20 protein-coding genes are annotated in these 19592 nt (G+C 43.2%); 2 read left to right on the forward strand and 18 right to left on the reverse strand.

The window, feature by feature from the left end:
• Positions 1-40 precede the first annotated feature (40 nt).
• The 7 genes from AM506_RS19770 to AM506_RS19800 all read right to left on the reverse strand — a co-directional run bounded on the left by AM506_RS19770 (position 41) and on the right by AM506_RS19800 (position 6077).
• The gene (locus AM506_RS19770) at positions 41-2101 is read right to left on the reverse strand and encodes a methyl-accepting chemotaxis protein (RefSeq protein WP_160316901.1); all 2061 of its coding nucleotides are present in this window, start codon (positions 2099-2101) and stop codon (positions 41-43) included.
• A gap of 154 nt (positions 2102-2255) precedes the next feature.
• Positions 2256-2492, reverse strand: a complete 237-nt coding sequence (gene rpsR / locus AM506_RS19775; RefSeq protein WP_034764780.1) for a 30S ribosomal protein S18 — start codon at positions 2490-2492, stop codon at positions 2256-2258.
• 41 nt (positions 2493-2533) lie between these two features.
• Entirely contained in the window at positions 2534-3049 is a 516-nt protein-coding gene (ssb, locus tag AM506_RS19780) for a single-stranded DNA-binding protein (protein ID WP_034764778.1), read from the reverse strand.
• Positions 3050-3128: 79 nt separating this feature from the next.
• Positions 3129-3416: a 30S ribosomal protein S6 gene (gene rpsF / locus AM506_RS19785; protein WP_034764776.1), complete on the reverse strand. Its 288-nt coding sequence runs from the start codon at positions 3414-3416 to the stop codon at positions 3129-3131.
• Positions 3417-3580: 164 nt separating this feature from the next.
• The gene (gene ychF, locus AM506_RS19790) at positions 3581-4681 is read right to left on the reverse strand and encodes a redox-regulated ATPase YchF (RefSeq protein WP_060674606.1); all 1101 of its coding nucleotides are present in this window, start codon (positions 4679-4681) and stop codon (positions 3581-3583) included.
• A 252-nt stretch (positions 4682-4933) separates the two neighbouring features.
• Positions 4934-5134, reverse strand: a complete 201-nt coding sequence (locus tag AM506_RS19795; RefSeq protein WP_034764770.1) for a DUF951 domain-containing protein — start codon at positions 5132-5134, stop codon at positions 4934-4936.
• A gap of 13 nt (positions 5135-5147) precedes the next feature.
• On the reverse strand, positions 5148-6077 hold the full coding sequence (locus AM506_RS19800; protein ID WP_060674608.1) for a mechanosensitive ion channel family protein: 930 nt from the start codon (positions 6075-6077) through the stop codon (positions 5148-5150).
• A gap of 251 nt (positions 6078-6328) precedes the next feature.
• Here AM506_RS19800 and yyaC point away from each other — a divergent pair, with 251 nt between their 5' ends.
• The gene (gene yyaC / locus AM506_RS19805) at positions 6329-6949 is read left to right on the forward strand and encodes a spore protease YyaC (protein ID WP_060674610.1); all 621 of its coding nucleotides are present in this window, start codon (positions 6329-6331) and stop codon (positions 6947-6949) included.
• Between the two features lie 38 nt (positions 6950-6987).
• On the opposite strand, the gene AM506_RS19810 is transcribed toward yyaC, so the two are convergent.
• From AM506_RS19810 to rpmH, 11 genes are all read right to left on the reverse strand, one after another.
• Positions 6988-7701, reverse strand: a complete 714-nt coding sequence (locus AM506_RS19810; RefSeq protein WP_060674613.1) for a DUF554 domain-containing protein — start codon at positions 7699-7701, stop codon at positions 6988-6990.
• 112 nt (positions 7702-7813) lie between these two features.
• Positions 7814-8653 (reverse strand): ParB/RepB/Spo0J family partition protein, encoded by an 840-nt coding sequence (locus AM506_RS19815; protein ID WP_060674615.1) that lies wholly within the window; start codon positions 8651-8653, stop codon positions 7814-7816.
• The gene (locus tag AM506_RS19820; RefSeq protein WP_060674617.1) at positions 8646-9407 is read right to left on the reverse strand and encodes a ParA family protein; all 762 of its coding nucleotides are present in this window, start codon (positions 9405-9407) and stop codon (positions 8646-8648) included. The genes AM506_RS19815 and AM506_RS19820 overlap by 8 nt, the downstream gene beginning before the upstream one ends.
• 215 nt (positions 9408-9622) lie before the next feature.
• Positions 9623-10486, reverse strand: a complete 864-nt coding sequence (gene noc / locus AM506_RS19825; RefSeq protein ID WP_060674619.1) for a nucleoid occlusion protein — start codon at positions 10484-10486, stop codon at positions 9623-9625.
• Between the two features lie 117 nt (positions 10487-10603).
• Positions 10604-11320 (reverse strand): 16S rRNA (guanine(527)-N(7))-methyltransferase RsmG, encoded by a 717-nt coding sequence (gene rsmG, locus AM506_RS19830; protein WP_060674620.1) that lies wholly within the window; start codon positions 11318-11320, stop codon positions 10604-10606.
• A gap of 21 nt (positions 11321-11341) precedes the next feature.
• Positions 11342-13234: a tRNA uridine-5-carboxymethylaminomethyl(34) synthesis enzyme MnmG gene (mnmG, locus tag AM506_RS19835; RefSeq protein WP_060674622.1), complete on the reverse strand. Its 1893-nt coding sequence runs from the start codon at positions 13232-13234 to the stop codon at positions 11342-11344.
• A gap of 56 nt (positions 13235-13290) precedes the next feature.
• Positions 13291-14676 carry a tRNA uridine-5-carboxymethylaminomethyl(34) synthesis GTPase MnmE gene (gene mnmE / locus AM506_RS19840; protein ID WP_060674624.1) on the reverse strand — a complete coding sequence of 462 codons (1386 nt, stop codon included), beginning with the start codon at positions 14674-14676 and terminating at the stop codon, positions 13291-13293.
• 270 nt (positions 14677-14946) lie between these two features.
• Positions 14947-15564: an RNA-binding cell elongation regulator Jag/EloR gene (jag, locus tag AM506_RS19845; RefSeq protein WP_060674625.1), complete on the reverse strand. Its 618-nt coding sequence runs from the start codon at positions 15562-15564 to the stop codon at positions 14947-14949.
• Entirely contained in the window at positions 15561-16349 is a 789-nt protein-coding gene (gene spoIIIJ / locus AM506_RS19850; RefSeq protein ID WP_060674626.1) for a YidC family membrane integrase SpoIIIJ, read from the reverse strand. The genes jag and spoIIIJ overlap by 4 nt, the downstream gene beginning before the upstream one ends.
• A 141-nt stretch (positions 16350-16490) precedes the next feature.
• Positions 16491-16865, reverse strand: a complete 375-nt coding sequence (rnpA, locus tag AM506_RS19855) for a ribonuclease P protein component (protein WP_034764749.1) — start codon at positions 16863-16865, stop codon at positions 16491-16493.
• Between the two features lie 165 nt (positions 16866-17030).
• Complete coding sequence (gene rpmH / locus AM506_RS19860) at positions 17031-17165, reverse strand: 50S ribosomal protein L34 (RefSeq protein ID WP_034764748.1); 135 nt, start codon at positions 17163-17165, stop codon at positions 17031-17033.
• A 930-nt stretch (positions 17166-18095) separates the two neighbouring features.
• Here rpmH and dnaA point away from each other — a divergent pair.
• Positions 18096-19439, forward strand: a complete 1344-nt coding sequence (dnaA, locus tag AM506_RS19865; protein WP_060674627.1) for a chromosomal replication initiator protein DnaA — start codon at positions 18096-18098, stop codon at positions 19437-19439.
• Positions 19440-19592 lie beyond the last annotated feature (153 nt).

The raw sequence follows: 19592 nt of genomic DNA on the forward strand, positions 1-19592 counted from the left end.
AAAGAATGGCAATGTGTCAGGACCACCCTACTATCGCAGATTATGAAATTTTAAACCTTTCAATGGAGGACTGAAGCTCGCCGCTTAAGTCCGTCAGACGCTCCGCTGCTTCTGTAACGGATTGTACGGCCCTTACCTGCTCCTCTGTCGAAGCACTCATTTCCTCGCAGGAAGCCGCTGTCTCTTCGGCTGTCGCGGCCATCATTTGAATCACATTGACCACTTCATCCTTTTCGAGATTGATTTGACCCACTTCGTTATACATATTCTCAATTTCATGCTGCATGGATTTCATTAATTGAGAGGTTTCGTCGAATACATGATGGGTTTTTTGAATCACATCATTCTGTACCTCGAATGTTTCTTTCGTCTTAACCATTTCGTCCACTGCCTGATGAGAGCCCTGTTGGATCTCAACTATCGTGCGCTTTACTTCTTCCGTTGCTTTCACGGATTGATCTGCAAGCTTGCGGACCTCTTCGGCTACCACTGCGAATCCTTTACCGTGCTCACCGGCTCTTGCCGCTTCAATGCTTGCATTGAGGGCCAGGAGATTCGTTTGAGACGAAATTTCCGTGATTGTTCCCATGACTGATTCAATCGTCTTCACTTTCGCTTCCAGGCTAAGGATGACTTTTTCCATGGAAGTGATGTATTCACTGGAAGAGTGGTAGGCATTTTCCAATTCTTTCACCTGATTCAATCCGGACTGGTTCATGACATCCGCTTTCCCTGCAAGTTCAGACATGGCTTTGGATTTTGCATAAACCCCATCAATTCTCGTTCCCAATTGCTCTGTTTGGAGCTGGGCACGATCAGAGTCAGCCGCTGACTGGGAAGCTCCCGTGGCGATTTCCGTTACAGCCCTTGACATTTCCTCACTCGACGCATTTGTTTCCTCAGAAACCGCACTTAACCCTTCGGCAGATTCCCGAACATTATAAATTGATTCCTGAACGACTTTTATCGTATCTTTCATATTCACGATCATTTTATTTAGATCTGCAGCCAGTAGGCCCGTTTCATCTTTTTTGTTAATTCCAGATTGAATCGATAAATCGCCGGCCGAAACGTCGGTTACCGTTTTTTGCAGTTCTTTAATCGGTTTTGTCATCATATTGGCTACAATGACAACCAGTACCAGCATGATGACCAGTGTAATCAAAGCCGTAATCAGAAGTAAGCGTTCAATGTCTTTCGAGGATTGAATGAGATCCTCCATGTTATAAGCCGATCCCACTTTCCAATTCGTCTTTGGAACTGTACTGTACACTAATACTTTCTTATCGCCTTCCAGCTCATATCGGATGGTGTCCGATTCTTTTTCTGATTTCAGCATCTTGCTGATGAAAGGCAATGTCGAAAGATTCTCCCCACGCTTGGTAGGGTGGACGATGGCCGTGCCGTCAAGTCCGATTAAAAACGGGTAGCCGTTATATCCTATTTCCATTTTGGAGACCCTGTCGGTCAGTTTGGATAAATTGATATCCACACCCAGTACACCGACTACTTTATTTTCTGATACAATCGCCCTTGAAGCCGTTATGATGTATTCCTCCGTTGCCGTATCGACATAAGGTTCGCTCCATACGACTCCGGCTTTTGCTTCAGCAGCAGATTTATACCATTCTCTGCTCGTCGGATCAAAATCACTCGGCAGGGAGACGGAAGGGACGATCTTCAGTTTCTTATTCGGAGATGCAAAGTAGATCGAAGTAGCTTCCTCGTACAAACCAAGATAATTATCAAAATCCGACTGGATATTCGCATATAACTCCGTATTATCTGCTCCCGTTTCTGATTGCATTTGTGCCTTTGCATAGTTTTTCAGTGAGTTGGAAACAGAGTATTGATCAATACTCTTTTCATATTGTCCCAGAAATAGCTGTACGGAATTATTGAGCTCTCCCACAATCCCTTGAGTCTGACTAATGACTTCATCCTCCGTTTTCATTCTCGTCTGCCAGCTCGTAATAGAGATGATGACAGCCAAGGAAACCATAAATAAGATAGAAATGATGACAATAAGCTTCATTCTGATGGATGATAAAATAAAGCCCATCTTACGTTCCGACTTAATTTTGTTTCTCTTTTTTTTCAACGAAATTCCCCCTTTTACCACAAAAAGCATCTATGTATACACCCTTAATCATCGACATTTTTCTGCAATTCTTTATAGCCGGGGGAAAAACCGTAAGTTATTAGACATAAAAAAGCAGCAGAGACAAGTCTCTGCTGCTTTTAAGTCGATGATATTATTCACCAGTAACGTATGGAAGTAATGCCATTGTACGAGCGCGTTTGATCGCACGAGTCAACTTACGTTGGTACTTAGCGTTAGTTCCAGTTACACGACGTGGAAGAATCTTTCCACGTTCAGATACGAATTTCTTAAGAAGATCAACATCTTTGAAATCGATATGTGTAATTCCGTTTGCTGTGAAGTAGCACACCTTACGACGTCTACGTCCACCTCTACGTCCTCCTGCCATTTGTTTCGCCTCCTATCTTGTTTGGATTCGTTATCGTTCGTTTAGAATGGCAGATCATCATCGGAAATGTCGATCGGCTGACCGTCATTTGCAAATGGATCCTCATCTACACGTGTATAGTTGTTGTTGTTATTGTTGTTGCGTTGTTGATTCTGATTCTGACTATACGGATTTCCTTGGTCACGCTGACCTCCACCCGAATAGCCCGGACTTCCTCCACGATCGCCTTGATTCGCACTACGCGGTTCTAAGAACTGAACGCTTTCTGCTACAACTTCCGTCATAAACACACGGCGTCCATCCTGTCCTTCGAAATTACGTGTTTGAATGCGACCGTCAACGCCAGCTAAGCTGCCTTTTTTAAGAAAGTTTGCTACATTCTCTGCAGGGCGACGCCATACAACACAGTTAATAAAATCTGCTTCCCGCTCTCCTGATTGGTTCGTAAAACTACGATTGACAGCCAGTGTAAACGAGGCAACAGCCACTCCACTTGGAGTATATTTTAATTCAGGGTCTTTGGTTAAACGCCCTACTAATACAACTCGGTTCATCATCAGAATCAACCCCTTCCTTCTAGTTTCCTGTTTCACGTGAAACAGATGATAGAAGTGTATATCTTAAAAAACGTACGGATTATTCTTCTTCTTTAACAACGATATGACGGATAATATCATCGCTGATTTTAGCTAAACGATCGAATTCGTTAACTGCATCAGAAGTAGCGCTCATCTTAACTAGTTGATAGAAACCATCACGAAAATCGTTGATTTCATACGCTAAACGACGTTTACCCCAATCTTTTGACTCGATGATTTCCGCGCCGTTAGTTGTTAAAACGTTATCGAAACGCTCAACTACTGCTTTCTTTGACTCGTCGTCAATGTTTGGGCGGACAATGTACATAACTTCGTACTTTCTCATCTGAATGTCACCTCCTCGTGGTCTATGCGGTCCTTTCTTTATGAAAGAACAAGGAGCAATGCGTTCATTACTCACGAAATAAAATTATAGCATAAGATATCTATTATTGCAATATGACGTAAAAAAAAGACTAGAATCGGGACTCTAGTCTTTTTTATTAAAACTTACACGTTAAAGCGGAAGTGAATGATGTCCCCGTCTTTTACGAGGTATTCTTTACCTTCGAGGCGGACTTTTCCTGCTTCGCGGGCTGCACCCATTGTTCCGGCCGCGACCAGGTCTTCATAGGATACGGTTTCGGCACGGATGAATCCTCTTTCGAAGTCGGTGTGGATGACTCCGGCGCATTGAGGGGCCTTCATTCCTTCGCGGAACGTCCAGGCACGGACCTCTTGGACACCGGCCGTGAAATAGGTAGCCAGTCCCAATAGGGAGTAGGTAGCACGGATCAGCTGATCAAGGCCTGATTCTTCAATGCCTAATTCCTGCAGGAACATCGCCTTTTCTTCATCGTCAAGCTCGGCAATTTCAGATTCAATCTTCGCGCAGACAACGATCACTTCTGCATTGTCGTCCTTCGCAAATTCACGTACTTTCTGAACATACTCGTTGTCAGAAGGATCCGCAATTTCATCTTCACTTACGTTTGCCACATATAATACGGGCTTTGACGTCAGAAGGTGAAGCTGTTTCACAAGTTTCATCTGCTCATCGGAGAATTCCACTGTACGGGCTGGCTGCTCTGCTTCCAACGCTTCTTTGATTTTCACAAGGATATCATGCTCAAATACTGCTTCTTTATCTTTTTGCTTCGCCATTTTCTGAACTCTTGCAAGACGCTTATCGACAGTTTCAAGGTCTGCCAGGATCAATTCCAGGTTGATGACTTCAATGTCTGCAATCGGATCTACTTTACCGGATACGTGTGTGATATTATCATCCGCGAAACAACGGACAACCTGACAGATCGCGTCCACTTGACGGATGTGGGATAAGAACTTATTCCCCAATCCTTCCCCTTTACTTGCCCCTTTTACAATTCCGGCAATATCCGTGAATTCAAAGGCTGTGGGAACGGTCTTCTTCGGGTCCACGAGTTCTGTTAATTTATCCAGACGGTGATCCGGAACCTCTACGATTCCCACGTTCGGATCAATGGTACAGAAAGGGTAGTTCGCAGACTCTGCACCTGCTTTTGTAATTGCGTTGAATAAAGTGGATTTACCAACGTTAGGTAGTCCAACAATACCAGCTGTTAATGCCATTTCAGTCACTCCTCATCCATATTCTTATCTATTAAAAATCCTGTAAGATCAAAAAATAAGTAAACGGTCGAACCTTTCACAATTATAGAGATAATAGCGGGAAAAGACAAGTGAAGCTTCCGGCGTCCGGGAGGAAAACATTCCTATAGAAAAAAGCACCCACTCGTATGAGAACGACTGGATGCTCTGGATGACAATCATCTGAACATAAGATGGATTAGGTCAAAAGAATTATGGGTAAAAAAAGAATACTTATTCTTCTTCACCGCTTGAGATGACTTTTTTCATTTTTTTTGCAAAGTCTTTTCTGGGGATCATGACACTGTGACCGCACCCGACACACTTGATGCGAATATCCATCCCCATTCGGATCACTTTCCAGCGGTTTGTCCCACATGGATGAGGCTTCTTCATTTCTACAATATCATTTAATGTGAACGTCTTTGGCTCCACTGGTTACTCCTCCTCATTCGCTTTCAAGTCTTCTTTGTTTCTCTTCACGGGGGTGAAGCTCTTCTTCATCTTTACGTGAATACATCACCATACGAGGGAATGGAATTTCAATACCATGCGAATCCAGGCAAAGTTTCACTTCTTTCCTGATCATCCTGGCCATATACCAGTGCCTCATGGGAACTGTTTCAGCAACGATCCGGATGACGACATCTGAAGCGCCAAGGGTTTGAACCCCTAACAGTTCAGGGGGATTCACAAGATCTTCGTACTTTTGTGGTAAAGAGAGGAGAAGTTCCTGCATCACTTTCTCGGCTTCTTCTATGTTTTCTTCATACGCAATACTGACATCCACAACGGCAATACTGTTATGAATGGAGAAGTTCGTCACTTCCGTAATATTCCCATTGGGGAAAATATGCAATTCCCCGGTCCAGCTCTTGATTTTTGTGGTACGAAGGCCGATTTCTTCAACGGTTCCCTCTGCAGAACCGATGCGCACATAATCACCTACGGAAAATTGATCCTCGAAGATAATAAAGAAACCGGTGATGATATCACGAACCAGATTCTGTGCCCCGAAACCAACCGCAAGACCGACGATCCCGGCACCGGCGATGAGCCCTTTCACGTCGATGTCAAGCGTCGATAAAATGGTCATCAGACTGATGAAATAAATCACATAGGTCAAGACGTTCTCTAATAGCTTGGATAACGTAGCTTCCCGTCGTTCAGTGAACTTAAGAGGGGAACGGGAACGTACTTTGAATACGTTTCGTATGGCCGACCTCCCCAGCCTGAGAGCAATGTAGGTAATGACCATAATAGCAACAATCTTCAAAACACCTGTTCCAAGGGACATCCACATTTCATTATCTATCAGTTTCTCAGCAGTTTTATCAATAGTGTCATCTATCTTAGCTTTGGTATCATTCGCACTCATATAATCGAACCTCCACTTATCATTCAATAAGAAGTATTCCTTATTTTATCAACTTTCCCTCTCCTTGTGTAGATATAACCTCATAATAGATAGATTGTAGGAAAATTTTTATTTTATGAAAAATCGGGCCATCTTATGTATGAAAAAAAGAATTCGTCCGTATACTGATAGTACTTAAAATTCTGACTGTGATTTAAGGGGGGCGGCGGGCGTTAGGTCACCTCTTACACACACCCAAAGGAGTGGAAGCGATGAATCTGAAAAAAGGATTATTTGAACGAAGACCTGAACCTTTTAGAGTCCTTCATCAGGAAGAGGGTGCAGCACAGGAGCTTTCAGTTCAATTGTCGTCGATGCTTCCCACTTATTATCGTACAAGGCCCATTGTGTTTATATGTATCGGCACGGACCGGTCGACAGGGGATTCCTTGGGGCCTTTGGTCGGTACATTAATAGAGGAACAGGATATCAAACCATTCCATGTCTATGGAACCTTGGATGACCCGATCCATGCTGTCAATCTGGAGGAGAAGCTCAAGGAGATCGCTTCGAAACATATCAACCCCTTTATCATAGGTGTCGATGCCTGTCTCGGACGATTAAAGAGTGTCGGTGCCATACAGTTGAGTGAAGGTCCATTACGACCAGGAGCCGGAGTAAATAAAGAGCTGCCTGAGGTTGGGGAAATTCATTTGACCGGTATTGTAAATGTCAGTGGGTTTATGGAGTTTTTTGTCCTACAGAATACTCGTTTGAATCTTGTGATGAAGATGGCGAGGACGATTGCTGAAGCGATTGTACTGGCAGGTCATTCAGTAGAACGGAGAAATGCCGTCAGTATTGAAAAATGGCGGGAAGAATTGCAGCAATAAAGGAGGGAGATGGGGTGTTCAGCCATCTCCCTTTTTGATTACAAATACGTATGATAGGAGTGGATGATTCCGACTACCATGGCGACCACGATGATGCCCGGAAGTAAGTTGGCGACTCTTATTTTCGTTACACCCAGGAGGTTGAGACCAATCGCAAAAATCATGATCCCTCCTGTTGACGTCATTTCGACAATATAAGCATCCATGAGCTCCTGAGGCACCCATTGATGGATTTGAGTGGCGAATAGTGCGATGATTCCCTGATAGAGGACGACTGGAATGGCTGAGAACATAACACCGATCCCGAGGGTCGTCGTTAGGATTAATGAAGTAAACCCATCAATGATCGACTTGGTCAAAAGAACATCATGATCTCCCCTGATCCCGCTATCCAACGCACCGATAACGGCCATGGCCCCAATGACAAATATCAGGGTCGCGGTGACAAAGCCTTGAGATATGGACGTTTCATTTTTGCTGCCGATCTTTGTTTCCAACCAGTTCCCCAGGGCATTCAGCCTGTCCTCAAGATTCATCCACTCTCCCCAGGCAGCACCGAGGGCAAGACTGATGATCACGATAAGAAAGTTCTCGCTTTTCAACCCCATCTGTAAACCAAGAACGATAACGGCGAGTCCGATCGCTTTCATGACTGTTCCCTTCATATCTTCAGGTATGCGGTGCAGGACCTTCCCGAGAAGCGTCCCGATGATAATACATACTCCATTTACTAGCGTTCCTAAAAGTACCATGACGTTTCCCCTTATGATTATTTCCCAAAGAATAGTATATGTACCATATGGAAGAGGACTGGCTTAAATGGCATGAGATATACCACTTAAGTCAGTCCCTTTTACAATGATGTTACTGCAATAATTCCAAAATCCGATCCAAGTCTTCCTTCGAAAAGAATTCCAGTTCGATTTTCCCTTTTTTCTTCGATTGTTTAATCGTTACGGTTGTACCGAAGCGTTCACGCAAGAGGGATTCCTGTTCCTGAATGAAGACATCTTTTCTCTCGGTCTTTTTTGTTTCACGTGGAACATTGTCATTGGCTTCTTGAATGATTTTTTCTAATAGACGGACGTTTAATGATTCTTTAAGGATCCGATTGACGATCATGGACAGCTTCTTTTTATCTTTCAATCCAAGAAGTGCCCGGCCATGTCCCATTGACAGCTTACCTTCCGAAATAAGTTCCTGAACGGGTGAAGGGAGGGAGAGTAAGCGAATATGGTTTGCGATATGAGGTCTGCTCTTCCCTAATCGTTTCGCCAGTTCTTCCTGGGTAAGCTTCAATTTATCCATCAGCATTTGATAGGCTGCGCCTTCCTCGATCGGTGTCAGATCCTCACGTTGAAGGTTTTCCAACACCGCGAGTTCCATCATTTGTTGATCATTCAATTCACGCACTACAACTGGAACTGTCTCTAACTTGGCCGCTGTCGCTGCACGATAACGGCGTTCACCGACCACTATCTCATATCCTTTAATGGACTTACGGACAATGATCGGTTGGAGGATCCCGTGTTCCAGGATCGATTCTTTCAATTCTTCGATTGCCTGCGGCTCAAAGATCTTTCGTGGCTGATAAGGGTTCGGCCTTATTTCTTTCAGGCTCACTTCCTGGACGGACTCTTCATTTTGCGTTGTTTGCATATTGGTAAAGAGAGCATTGATGCCCTTTCCTAAACCTTTAGCCATTCGCCACCACTTCCTTTGCCAGTTCTAAATAAACTTCTGCTCCCCTGGATTTCGCATCATAGATGATAATCGGTTCACCATGACTGGGTGCTTCACTTAAACGAACGTTACGTGGGATAATTGTGCGATACACTTTGTCTTGAAAGTATTTTTTCACTTCTTCGATGACCTGGATTCCAAGATTGGTCCTGGCGTCAAGCATCGTTAACAACACACCATCAATCATAAGGTCATGATTCAGATGCTTCTGCACTAAACGGACCGTGCTTAACAGCTGACTTAATCCCTCGAGGGCATAATATTCACACTGGACCGGTATGACGACAGCATCAGAAGCCGTTAACGCATTGATCGTCAACAGACCCAATGAAGGGGGACAATCGATAATGATATATTCGAATTCGTCTTTCACCTTCTCCAACGCTTTCTTTAAACGGACTTCACGGGAGATGGTCGGGACCAGTTCAATTTCTGCTCCGGCAAGTGATATCGTTGCAGGGACAATCGATAAGTTCTCCACTTTTGATTGTTTAATCGTGTCTTTTACGTCTACATCATCCACCAACACATCATAGATACACTGCTGTACATCCCCTTTTTCAACGCCGACACCACTAGTGGCGTTTCCCTGAGGATCGATATCTACGAGTAAAACCTTTTTCCCTATATAAGCTAAACAAGCCCCCAAATTGACGGATGTCGTGGTCTTTCCCACTCCGCCCTTTTGGTTTGTAACGGCTACGATTCTGCCCAAGGTTGTCACCTACCTTTTGACTTCCTAAGATTGATTTCATTTTTTCACAGTATTCTTTTATTCTATCAAAATTCCCGGATAATTGTCTGTCAATTTTTCAAAAAGAGACACGTTTCCACAAATAGGAAAGGAAAGTTGCTCCCTTACTAGCTTCGTTTCCCAATAAAAAAAGTGAGAAACGGTTCGGATATGTTTCTCACTTTTAGTCTGGGAATCTATTTTTTTTTCGGAATACGAATGGTGAATTGGTAGAATTCCTCGTGCTCTTCTTCTTCTGAGTCGAGATTGATCCCGCTATCGGATACCATGGACAGCGATTGTCGGATCGTATTCACGGCAATTCTCATATCCTTGCTGAATGCCTTCCGTTTAGGCTTCGGCTTTTGAGTCGTTCCCTCTTGCATTTTCACAACCCGGTCTTCGGTCTGTTTGACATTCAAACTCTTTTCAATGATTTCTTGAAGGAGCTGGATCTGCTTTTCAGAATTCTTCAGAGGAATCAAAGCCCTGGCGTGACGTTCAGTGATTTGTTTATCTAGTAGAGCCGATTGAATTTCTTCTGGAAGCTTTAGGAGACGAAGCTTGTTCGCCACGGTTGATTGTCCTTTTCCTAAGCGTTGAGCAAGGGCTTCTTGAGTTAGATCATGTAATTCCAACAGTTTTCCATATGCGATTGCTTCCTCTATAGGAGAGAGCTCTTCTCTTTGTAAGTTCTCAATTAATGCGACAGAAGCTGTTTCTGTATCATTAAGATTCTTCACAATCGCCGGTACGGTTTCCCAGCCAAGCTTTTGAACAGCTCTGTATCGCCGTTCACCCGCAATGATTTCAAACTGGTCATCATCGTATTGTCTCACCACGATCGGCTGGATGATGCCATGAGTGTGTATCGTTCTGGATAACTCTTCTATCTTTTCATCATTAAACACAGTCCTTGGTTGAAATCGATTAGGGATGATTTGTGAGACCTGTATTTTCCTCACTTCATCACGAACTTCTTCCACTACATTTGACTCTTCAGATTCAACATCTTGCTCCTTTTCACCTAGGCCAAAAAAACGAGAGAAAGGATGCTTCATCTTCCTACACCACCTTTAAGAAACTCCCTTAATTAATATTCTCTAAAATATGTCAAATTCCTGCCTTCTGCATATGCCGATTATACCATGACCGATAAAGGCAGGAGAGTGACCATACTATTCTAACGGTAATTTATTCGGTGTCCCGGGTTTTCTGGGATATTTATTAGGCGTTTCTTTCACTTTATTGATCTTCACGATATTCCGCTCACTTTCCTCTTCAGGAAGAACGAAGGAATACATTTTATCCGTTTGTCCACCAAGCGTTCCGATGGCTTTCTTAGCATTAGACAGCTCTTCATTAACATTCGAAGCCTTCATGGCGACAAACGCTCCACCTTTTTTCACAAGCGGCAGGCATAATTCGCTTAAAACGGACATCCTGGCTACGGCTCTTGCTGTAACCATATCATATTTTTCGCGGTGAGCCTTATTTTTTCCAAATGTCTCTGCACGATCATGATAAAAATGGGTATTTTCCAGTCCCAGCTCATCCGACAAATGATTTAAAAATGTGATCCGCTTGTTCAAGGAATCAACAATCGAGATATGTAGATGGGGGAAGCATATTTTAAGCGGAATACTTGGAAAACCGGCACCTGCCCCAACATCACACAGAGATTGAACTTCCGTGAAGTCAACATAAAATGCTGCACTGATGGAATCGTAAAAATGCTTTAAATAGACATCTTCCTTGTTCGTGATTGCCGTCAAATTCATTTTTTCATTCCATTCAACAAGCAATTCATAGTAGCGTTCAAACTGATCTAATTGCCTGGAAGAAAGGGAAATCCCCTTCTCCTCAAGCATTGATTGAAATTCATTTACGTTCATGAAATTTTCCTTCCTTTACCTCTATTGATCACCGGATACTTTAGCGATTTTCCCCTGCTCGATGTAGACCATCAATATAGAGACATCTGCAGGATTCACGCCTGAAATGCGGGAGGCCTGTGCAAGAGAAAGAGGCTGGACCTCGATCAATTTCTGTCTTGCTTCAGAAGCTAACCCGCTGATCGCACTGTAATCAATGTTCTCAGGAATTCGTTTATTTTCCATCTTCTTCATTTTATCGACCTGTTGAAGAGATTTTTCAATATAACCTTCATATTTCACCTGGATTTCAACTTGCTCCTCTACGTCGGGATCAAGCTCGATATCGCTTGGGACGAGTGTCTTAATATGGCTGTAATTCATTTCTGGCCGCTTCAGGAGATCAGCAGCCACTATCCCGTCTTTCAACTCGCTTCCGCCTGCTTCTCGGATAACCCTTTGAGTTTCTTCAGTCGGCTTGATGCGGACGGTTTCAAGTCGCTTCTTCTCTGCTGATATCGCTTCTTTCTTTGTGGTGAATCGTTCAAAACGATCTTCTGAGATCAATCCGATCTGATGACCGATATCCGTTAAGCGAAGATCGGCATTGTCATGACGGAGCAACAGGCGGTATTCCGCGCGGGAAGTCAGAAGACGATACGGTTCGTTCGTCCCTTTTGTCACAAGGTCATCGATCAGTACCCCGATATAAGCGTCTGATCGGCTTAAGATCACCTCGTCTTTATCAAGAGCACGGCACGCAGCATTGATTCCGGCCATCAAACCTTGACCAGCCGCTTCTTCATAGCCCGATGTTCCGTTGATTTGACCAGCGGTATAAAGGTTTTTAATTTTTTTCGTTTCTAGGGTCGGCCATAATTGCGTCGGTACGATGGAATCATACTCGATTGCATAACCGGCACGCATCATTTGGACTTTCTCAAGACCCGGAATGGTCTGCAGGATTTTTTGCTGCACATCTTCAGGCAGGCTTGTCGATAATCCTTGTACGTATACTTCCTGAGTATTTCTTCCTTCCGGCTCAAGGAAGATTTGATGACGCGGCTTGTCGTGGAAACGCACGACCTTATCTTCAATGGAAGGACAGTAACGAGGTCCGGTTCCTTTGATCATACCTGAATACATTGGCGAACGATGAAGATTGTCGTCGATTAATTGATGAGTCAGTTCATTCGTATACGTCAGCCAGCATGGAAGTTGATCCGTGATGTATTTTGTCGTTTCATAGCTGAATGCACGTGGAACATCATCACCAGGCTGAATTTCCGTTTTCGAATAATCGATCGTCGAGCTATTGACCCGCGGCGGTGTACCGGTTTTAAACCGTACCGTATCGAAGCCAAGCTCATGCAAATGATCAGATAGTCTGATGGAAGGCTGTTGGTTATTGGGACCGCTTGAATATTTCAGGTCTCCCAATATGATTTCACCACGAAGGAAGGTACCTGTAGTGATGACGACCGTTTTGGCACGGTAGGCAGCACCTGTCATCGTGACGACACCTTTACATTCATCATCTTCCACGATCAATTCCTCTACCATTCCCTGCATCAAGGTCATGTTCGGTTCGTTTTCGATTGTCCGCTTCATTTCATTCTGATAGAGGAATTTATCTGCCTGTGCCCGTAATGCACGTACGGCAGGACCTTTCCCTGTATTCAACATCCTCATTTGTATATGTGTTTTATCTATATTACGCCCCATCTCTCCACCGAGAGCGTCGATTTCCCTTACAACGATCCCTTTGGCCGGTCCACCAACAGATGGATTACACGGCATAAAGGCGACCATATCAAGATTAATGGTGACCATTAACGTCTTCGCTCCCATACGTGCAGAAGCAAGTCCCGCTTCCACCCCGGCATGGCCAGCACCAATGACAATGACATCATATTGCCCTGCGTCATATTGCATGGTTTGTTATTTCCTCCTTGTAGGACGGATAAATCACGTCCACATTATAATAGTGTTTATTTTCCTAAGCAGAACTGAGAAAACAGCTGATCGATCAGGCTTTCATGAACGCTGTCCCCGATGATTTCACCTAATAGTTCCCAGGTTCTCGTCAGATCGATCTGAGCTATATCAATCGGTGTCCCCATCTCTACGCTGTCGATCGCTTCGTTGATTGCAAGGGATGCCTGGTTGAGCAAAGCGATATGACGGCTGTTGGATACATATGTCATATCCCCCGCTTCAATGGATCCTGCAAAGAATAAGGATGAAATGGCTTCTTCCAGTTCATCGATTCCCTGTTCCTCCAGTAAAGCCGTTGTCACCAACTGATGATGTTCGGATAGTTTCCTTACCTTATCTATATCAATCTTCTGAGGAAGATCGGTTTTGTTCACGATGACAATGACGTCCATTCCTTTCACCGCTTCGAATAACTGTTCATCCTCAAAGGTTAATTCATCTGCATAATTGAGCACGAGTAAAATTAAATCGGCTTCCTTCAACACCTGTCTCGAGCGCTCCACGCCAATCCGTTCAACGATGTCTTCGGTCTCACGAATCCCCGCCGTATCCACAAGACGGAGCGGTACACCCCTTACATTGACATATTCCTCGATCACATCACGTGTTGTCCCGGGGATATCCGTCACGATAGCTTTATTTTCGTGAACAAGACTGTTTAAGAGGGAGGACTTCCCTACATTGGGCCGTCCGATAATTACCGTAGAAAGACCTTCCCTTAAAATCTTCCCTTGTTCTGAAGTGCGAACCAGCCGGTCGATTTCATCCCGCACGTGCTTGGATTTTTCCAGAAGGACGTTGTGCGTCATCTCTTCTACATCATCATACTCCGGATAATCGATATTCACTTCGACATGGGCAAGTGTTTCAAGAATTTCCTGGCGGAGCTTTCTGATCAAATTGGAAAGACGGCCTTCCATTTGATTCAGGGCTACATTCATAGCCCGGTCGGTTTTAGCCCGAATGAGATCCATCACTGCTTCTGCCTGAGAGAGATCGATTCGGCCATTCAGGAAAGCCCGCTTCGTGAATTCACCGGGTTCTGCAAGTCTCGCCCCGTTCTTCAACACCAACTGCAGAACTTTATTCACCGACACAAGTCCACCGTGGCAGTTGATCTCGATGATGTCTTCCCGGGTGAATGTCTTCGGCCCTTTCATCACGGAAACCATGACCTCTTCCACCACTTGATCGGTGTCTGGATCAACGATATTTCCATAATGAATGGTATGGGATGCAAATTCCTTCATGGAACTTCCTTTCATTCCCTTAAAGACTTTATCACCGATATCGAATGCCTGGTCACCGCTCAAACGGACGATGGCGATCGCTCCCTCTCCCATCGGCGTGGATATGGCTGCAATTGTATCAAATTCCATTATGTTCACCTCTCTTATAGCTGATCTATCTATATGAAATGTATTGTAGAAAGTAACGTTTCCCCAAATTAATAGAATATCACAATCCGTTTTAATACTAAAGAAAGGAAACCCTTTGTTCGTCACCAAATAATGTTATCCACAAAGATAACATCTTATCTCTATCATTTTAACTTATCCACATGTGAATAACAATAAACCGGGGTGAAAATAAGATTCAAACGGGTGAAGCAATAAAAAAAACGATCCCCCGAAAGGAATCGTCTTTCATTATTTTGGTGCAATGACAATGTATCGATTGGGTTCTCTTCCCTCTGAGTGGGTATCGACCCTTTTGGAATCCACTAAAGCGGAGTGGATCACTTTTCGTTCATATGAGGGCATCGGTTCCAATGAAACAGAGCGATTGGTGCGCAGTGCCTTTTCTGCCAACCGTTCCGCAAGCGTTGTCAGCGTCTGCTTCCGTCTTTCCCGATAGTTTTCGGCATCCAACAGGATCGTAATGAACTGACCGGATACCCGATTGGCGACCAATTGAGACAAATGTTGAAGAGCATTCAACGTTTGTCCTCTTTTTCCAATCAATAGAGCCATTTTTTCACCGGAAATGTTGAATTCCACATCTCTTCCATCCCTTTTCACTTCTATGGTCGCTTCCACGCCCATTTCACGTGCAACGGATAGAAGAAAATCCTTTGCTTCCTCTACTGGATCAACCGCTTTCTTTACTTTGACAATTGCAGGCCTTCCACCGAACAATCCGAATAAACCTTTTTTACCTTGATCAATGACGTCGATTTCTGCTTCATCTTTGGTGATATTCAGTTGAGACAAGGCTGATTCAATGGCTTCTTCCACCGTTTGACCAGTCGCTTCTACTTCTCTCACTTTTTCTTTCCTCCTGAATTCCCACCAGCTTTAGCTGCTTGCGCCTCTTTGATTTCAGGTCCTTTTACAAAGTATGTCTGAGCGATCATAAATAGATTTCCGACTACCCAGTATAAGGATAGAGCTGCAGGGAAGTTAATCGCAAAAATGATGATCATGACCGGCATGATATAAAGCATCATCGCCATTTGCGGATTTTGATTCGCTGTACCCGCCATCATTAATTTTTGTTGGATGAACGTTGTTAAACCTGCTACTAAAGGTAAAATATAGTATGGATCCGGGTTCCCGAGATCGAACCATAAGAAGTTATGCGCTTTAATTTCCTGTGTCCTGACGATCGCATGGTAGAAACCGATTAAGATCGGCATTTGAACGATCAAAGGGAAACAACCCGCTAAAGGATTCACCCCGTGACTTTGGAATAAAGCCATCGTTTCTTGTTGAAGCTTTTGCTGAGTTTGTGCATCTTTCGAGCTATATTTTTCACGCAGTTTTTTCATTTCAGGTTGTAATGTCTGCATGGCTTTTGAATTTCTCGTTTGTTTGATCATCAATGGCAGAATCGCTGTACGAATAAGCAATGTAACAATCACAATCGCCAATCCATAAGATCCACCCATGAACTCCGCAACCATTGTAATTAATTGTGATAAAGGATAGACAATGTATTCATTCCATATTCCGCTACTATCAGATGTGATCGGCTTATTGTAATCGGTACAACCTGATAGAATAGCCATTAGCCCAATGATTCCCACCAGGGCTATAATTCTCTTTTTCACCCTTATTTTCCTCCCAACTAATATCTTTCAAGTAAAATGTAAAACAAGTACCATCATTCCGTACTAAAAAAGTACAATCCCTCGTATTGTAACATCTTTTTTGAGGCTTGTGATGACGAAACCTGTCATTCTCTCAAAATGTTATGACTTCTTCCTATCATATTTGCCATAAGAAGACCTTTTCAATACTTTTCCTCGTTTTAAAACATGGGTGAGACTCCCCTTCACCTCATGGAAATTCATGTCGGCCGCCGGTTTCCTGGCGATGATAAGATAATCGTACTGATCGTGAACCTCTTCTTGTAATTCTAAGAAAGCCTGCCTCACATAACGCTTGATTTGATTACGGCAAACAGCATTCCCGATTTTTTTGCTGACGGAAATTCCGATTCGAAAGGGCTGTGGCTCTTCCTTCTTTAATAGATACAAGACGAATTGACGATTCGCGAAGGATGTTCCTTTTTTGAATATTTCCTGGAACTCTTTATTTTTCTTTACTCTTTGCTCTTTCCTCATGGACCACACCTAATTTTCATTTTTGTCTTGATCTAACCTCGACATTATTGGCTCATTCATATGAAATTATAAGTACTTTTTCGCGTAAACCGAAATACGAACGAGCCAAATCGTCTTATCTCATTATTGAGAGGAAAAAAAAGACCACTGAGTCAGTTCAGTGGTCTAGGCAGATAATACTTTTCTTCCTTTGCTGCGACGGCGAGCTAAAACATTGCGTCCGTTTTTAGAGCTCATGCGTGCACGGAAACCGTGATTCTTTTTTCTTTTGCGGTTATTTGGTTGAAACGTTCTTTTCATCTATGACACCTCCCTGAAGGATATCTTTAAAAAGTTAAAGACATTCCTCACTATTATAAAGACGCTACCCATAAAAAGTCAACACTCAGATTATTTTTCTTTTAAAGTGTTGATTCAGTCGGCTTTTCTCATTTGTTACTAGCGAGTGGTGATTGATTTCCGCTGCAGGTGCTCGCTTTCCGCGGGGCTGGCGGTGAGCCTCCTCAGGCTTCGCCTTGCGGGGTCTCACCTGTCCAGCGTTTCCCGCAGGAGTCGAGCACCTTCCGCTCCAATCAACTTTATTAGTCTTATTTAAAAATTTTACCGAGTAAGCTCAATTAACAATACACCGTCCATTATTAATGTGCTTTATTAAATGCCTCTCATTATGAAGGTATCCTCTTTAAAGCATCCAATCTTTTGTTTACAAAATTTCCTCTGATGATCGTTGGGTATCTCCAAGAACACTCAAAATCCTCATTATCATTTTCCTTCTACAAACCCTATCCGATTTTCCTATCCAAGGTGCCTGTGGATAGGATTCGACATGGTTTTAAATTATCCACAACACATACTGACAACTTTTTCACAAGTTCTTGGGTTGTGGACAATTCTGTTCCACAAGGTGTGGGGGGTTGTGGATAAAATATAAAAAGCATTGCACCTCTAAGGATATTTTGATATGATTATTGTGTTTTCACTCTTGATAACTGTGTTCAAGGAAATAACTTATCCACAAAATGTGGATATCATGTGGGTAACTTATACAAAGGGTTTGTAAAACGTTGTCCACAAGTAGTGGATAATGTCGAAAAACCATTTTCCTTCCTTATTATATATTTTTCCACATTCAACGAATTGTATTTTTATAAAATAGCGTGAGTTTAAGGAATGTATAATGCGTAATGATTGTACAGAGGTTATACAAACTAAGAAAAGGAGGGATCAGGATTGGAGAATATCGGGGATCTTTGGAGCAAGGCCTTAGAAAATATCGAAAAAAAGATCAGTAAACCAAGCTTTGATACTTGGTTGAAATCAACTAAGGCCCATTCCATTCAAGGGGACACCCTTGTGATTACAGCTCCAAATGAATTTGCAAGAGATTGGCTGGAAGGTCGTTACTCTCAGCTAATCTCAGGGGTTTTGTATGATATTACAGGCGAAGAACTAGTCGTTAAATTTATCATTCCTCAAAACCAGGAGCCGGAAGAGTTTGATATTCAAATACCGCCAAAGTCGATGAAAGATGATGATCAGCAGGATATCAATCAAAATATGCTGAACGCTAAATACACTTTCGACACGTTTGTTATCGGTTCGGGCAACCGGTTCGCCCATGCCGCTTCTTTGGCTGTGGCTGAAGCACCTGCCAAAGCCTATAATCCCTTGTTTATTTATGGGGGAGTCGGCCTTGGAAAAACTCACTTGATGCATGCCATCGGCCATTATGTACTCGAACATAATCCTGCTGCAAAAGTGGTTTATCTATCATCCGAAAAATTCACAAACGAATTCATTAACTCCATCAGGGATAATAAAGCAGTCGATTTCCGCAATAAATACCGTAGTGTTGATGTTTTATTAATTGACGATATTCAATTTTTAGCCGGTAAAGAACAAACACAAGAGGAATTTTTCCATACTTTTAATACCTTACATGAAGAAAGCAAGCAAATTGTCATTTCCAGTGATCGGCCACCGAAAGAAATCCCGACACTTGAAGATAGACTTCGTTCCCGCTTCGAATGGGGACTTATTACAGATATCACACCACCGGATCTCGAGACGAGAATTGCGATTTTACGAAAGAAAGCAAAGGCTGAAGGACTGGATATTCCAAATGAAGCCATGCTTTATATAGCAAATCAAATTGATTCCAATATTCGTGAGTTAGAGGGCGCATTGATCCGTGTCGTCGCGTACTCTTCTCTTATAAATAAAGACATCAATGCAGATCTTGCCGCCGAAGCGTTGAAGGATATCATCCCGAGCTCGAAGCCAAGGGCGATTACCATCCAGGAAATTCAACGTGTCGTTGGTGAGCACTTCAATGTGAAGCTTGAGGACTTTAAAGCGAAGAAACGAACAAAGTCCATCGCATTCCCTAGACAAATCGCTATGTATCTATCCAGGGAAATGACGGATTCCTCCCTTCCGAAGATCGGGGAAGAGTTTGGAGGACGTGATCACACGACTGTCATTCATGCTCATGAGAAAATCAGTACATTGCTCGGAACGGATGCCCTTCTTCAGCAGCAATTAAAGGAAATTCGTGAAACATTAAAGGCCTGATTTTACACACAACCAAATTGGATAATGTGAATAACTACGACTAACTAGCACACAGTCTGTCCACATGTGGATAGGCTGTGTTTACGTTCGATTCACACACTTATCCACATATCAACAGGCCCTACTACTTCTATTACTATTTTCTAAATAAAT

It is taken from the genome of Rossellomorea vietnamensis (assembly GCF_001305855.1).
Taxonomy (GTDB): Bacteria; Bacillota; Bacilli; order Bacillales; family Bacillaceae_B; genus Rossellomorea; species Rossellomorea vietnamensis_A.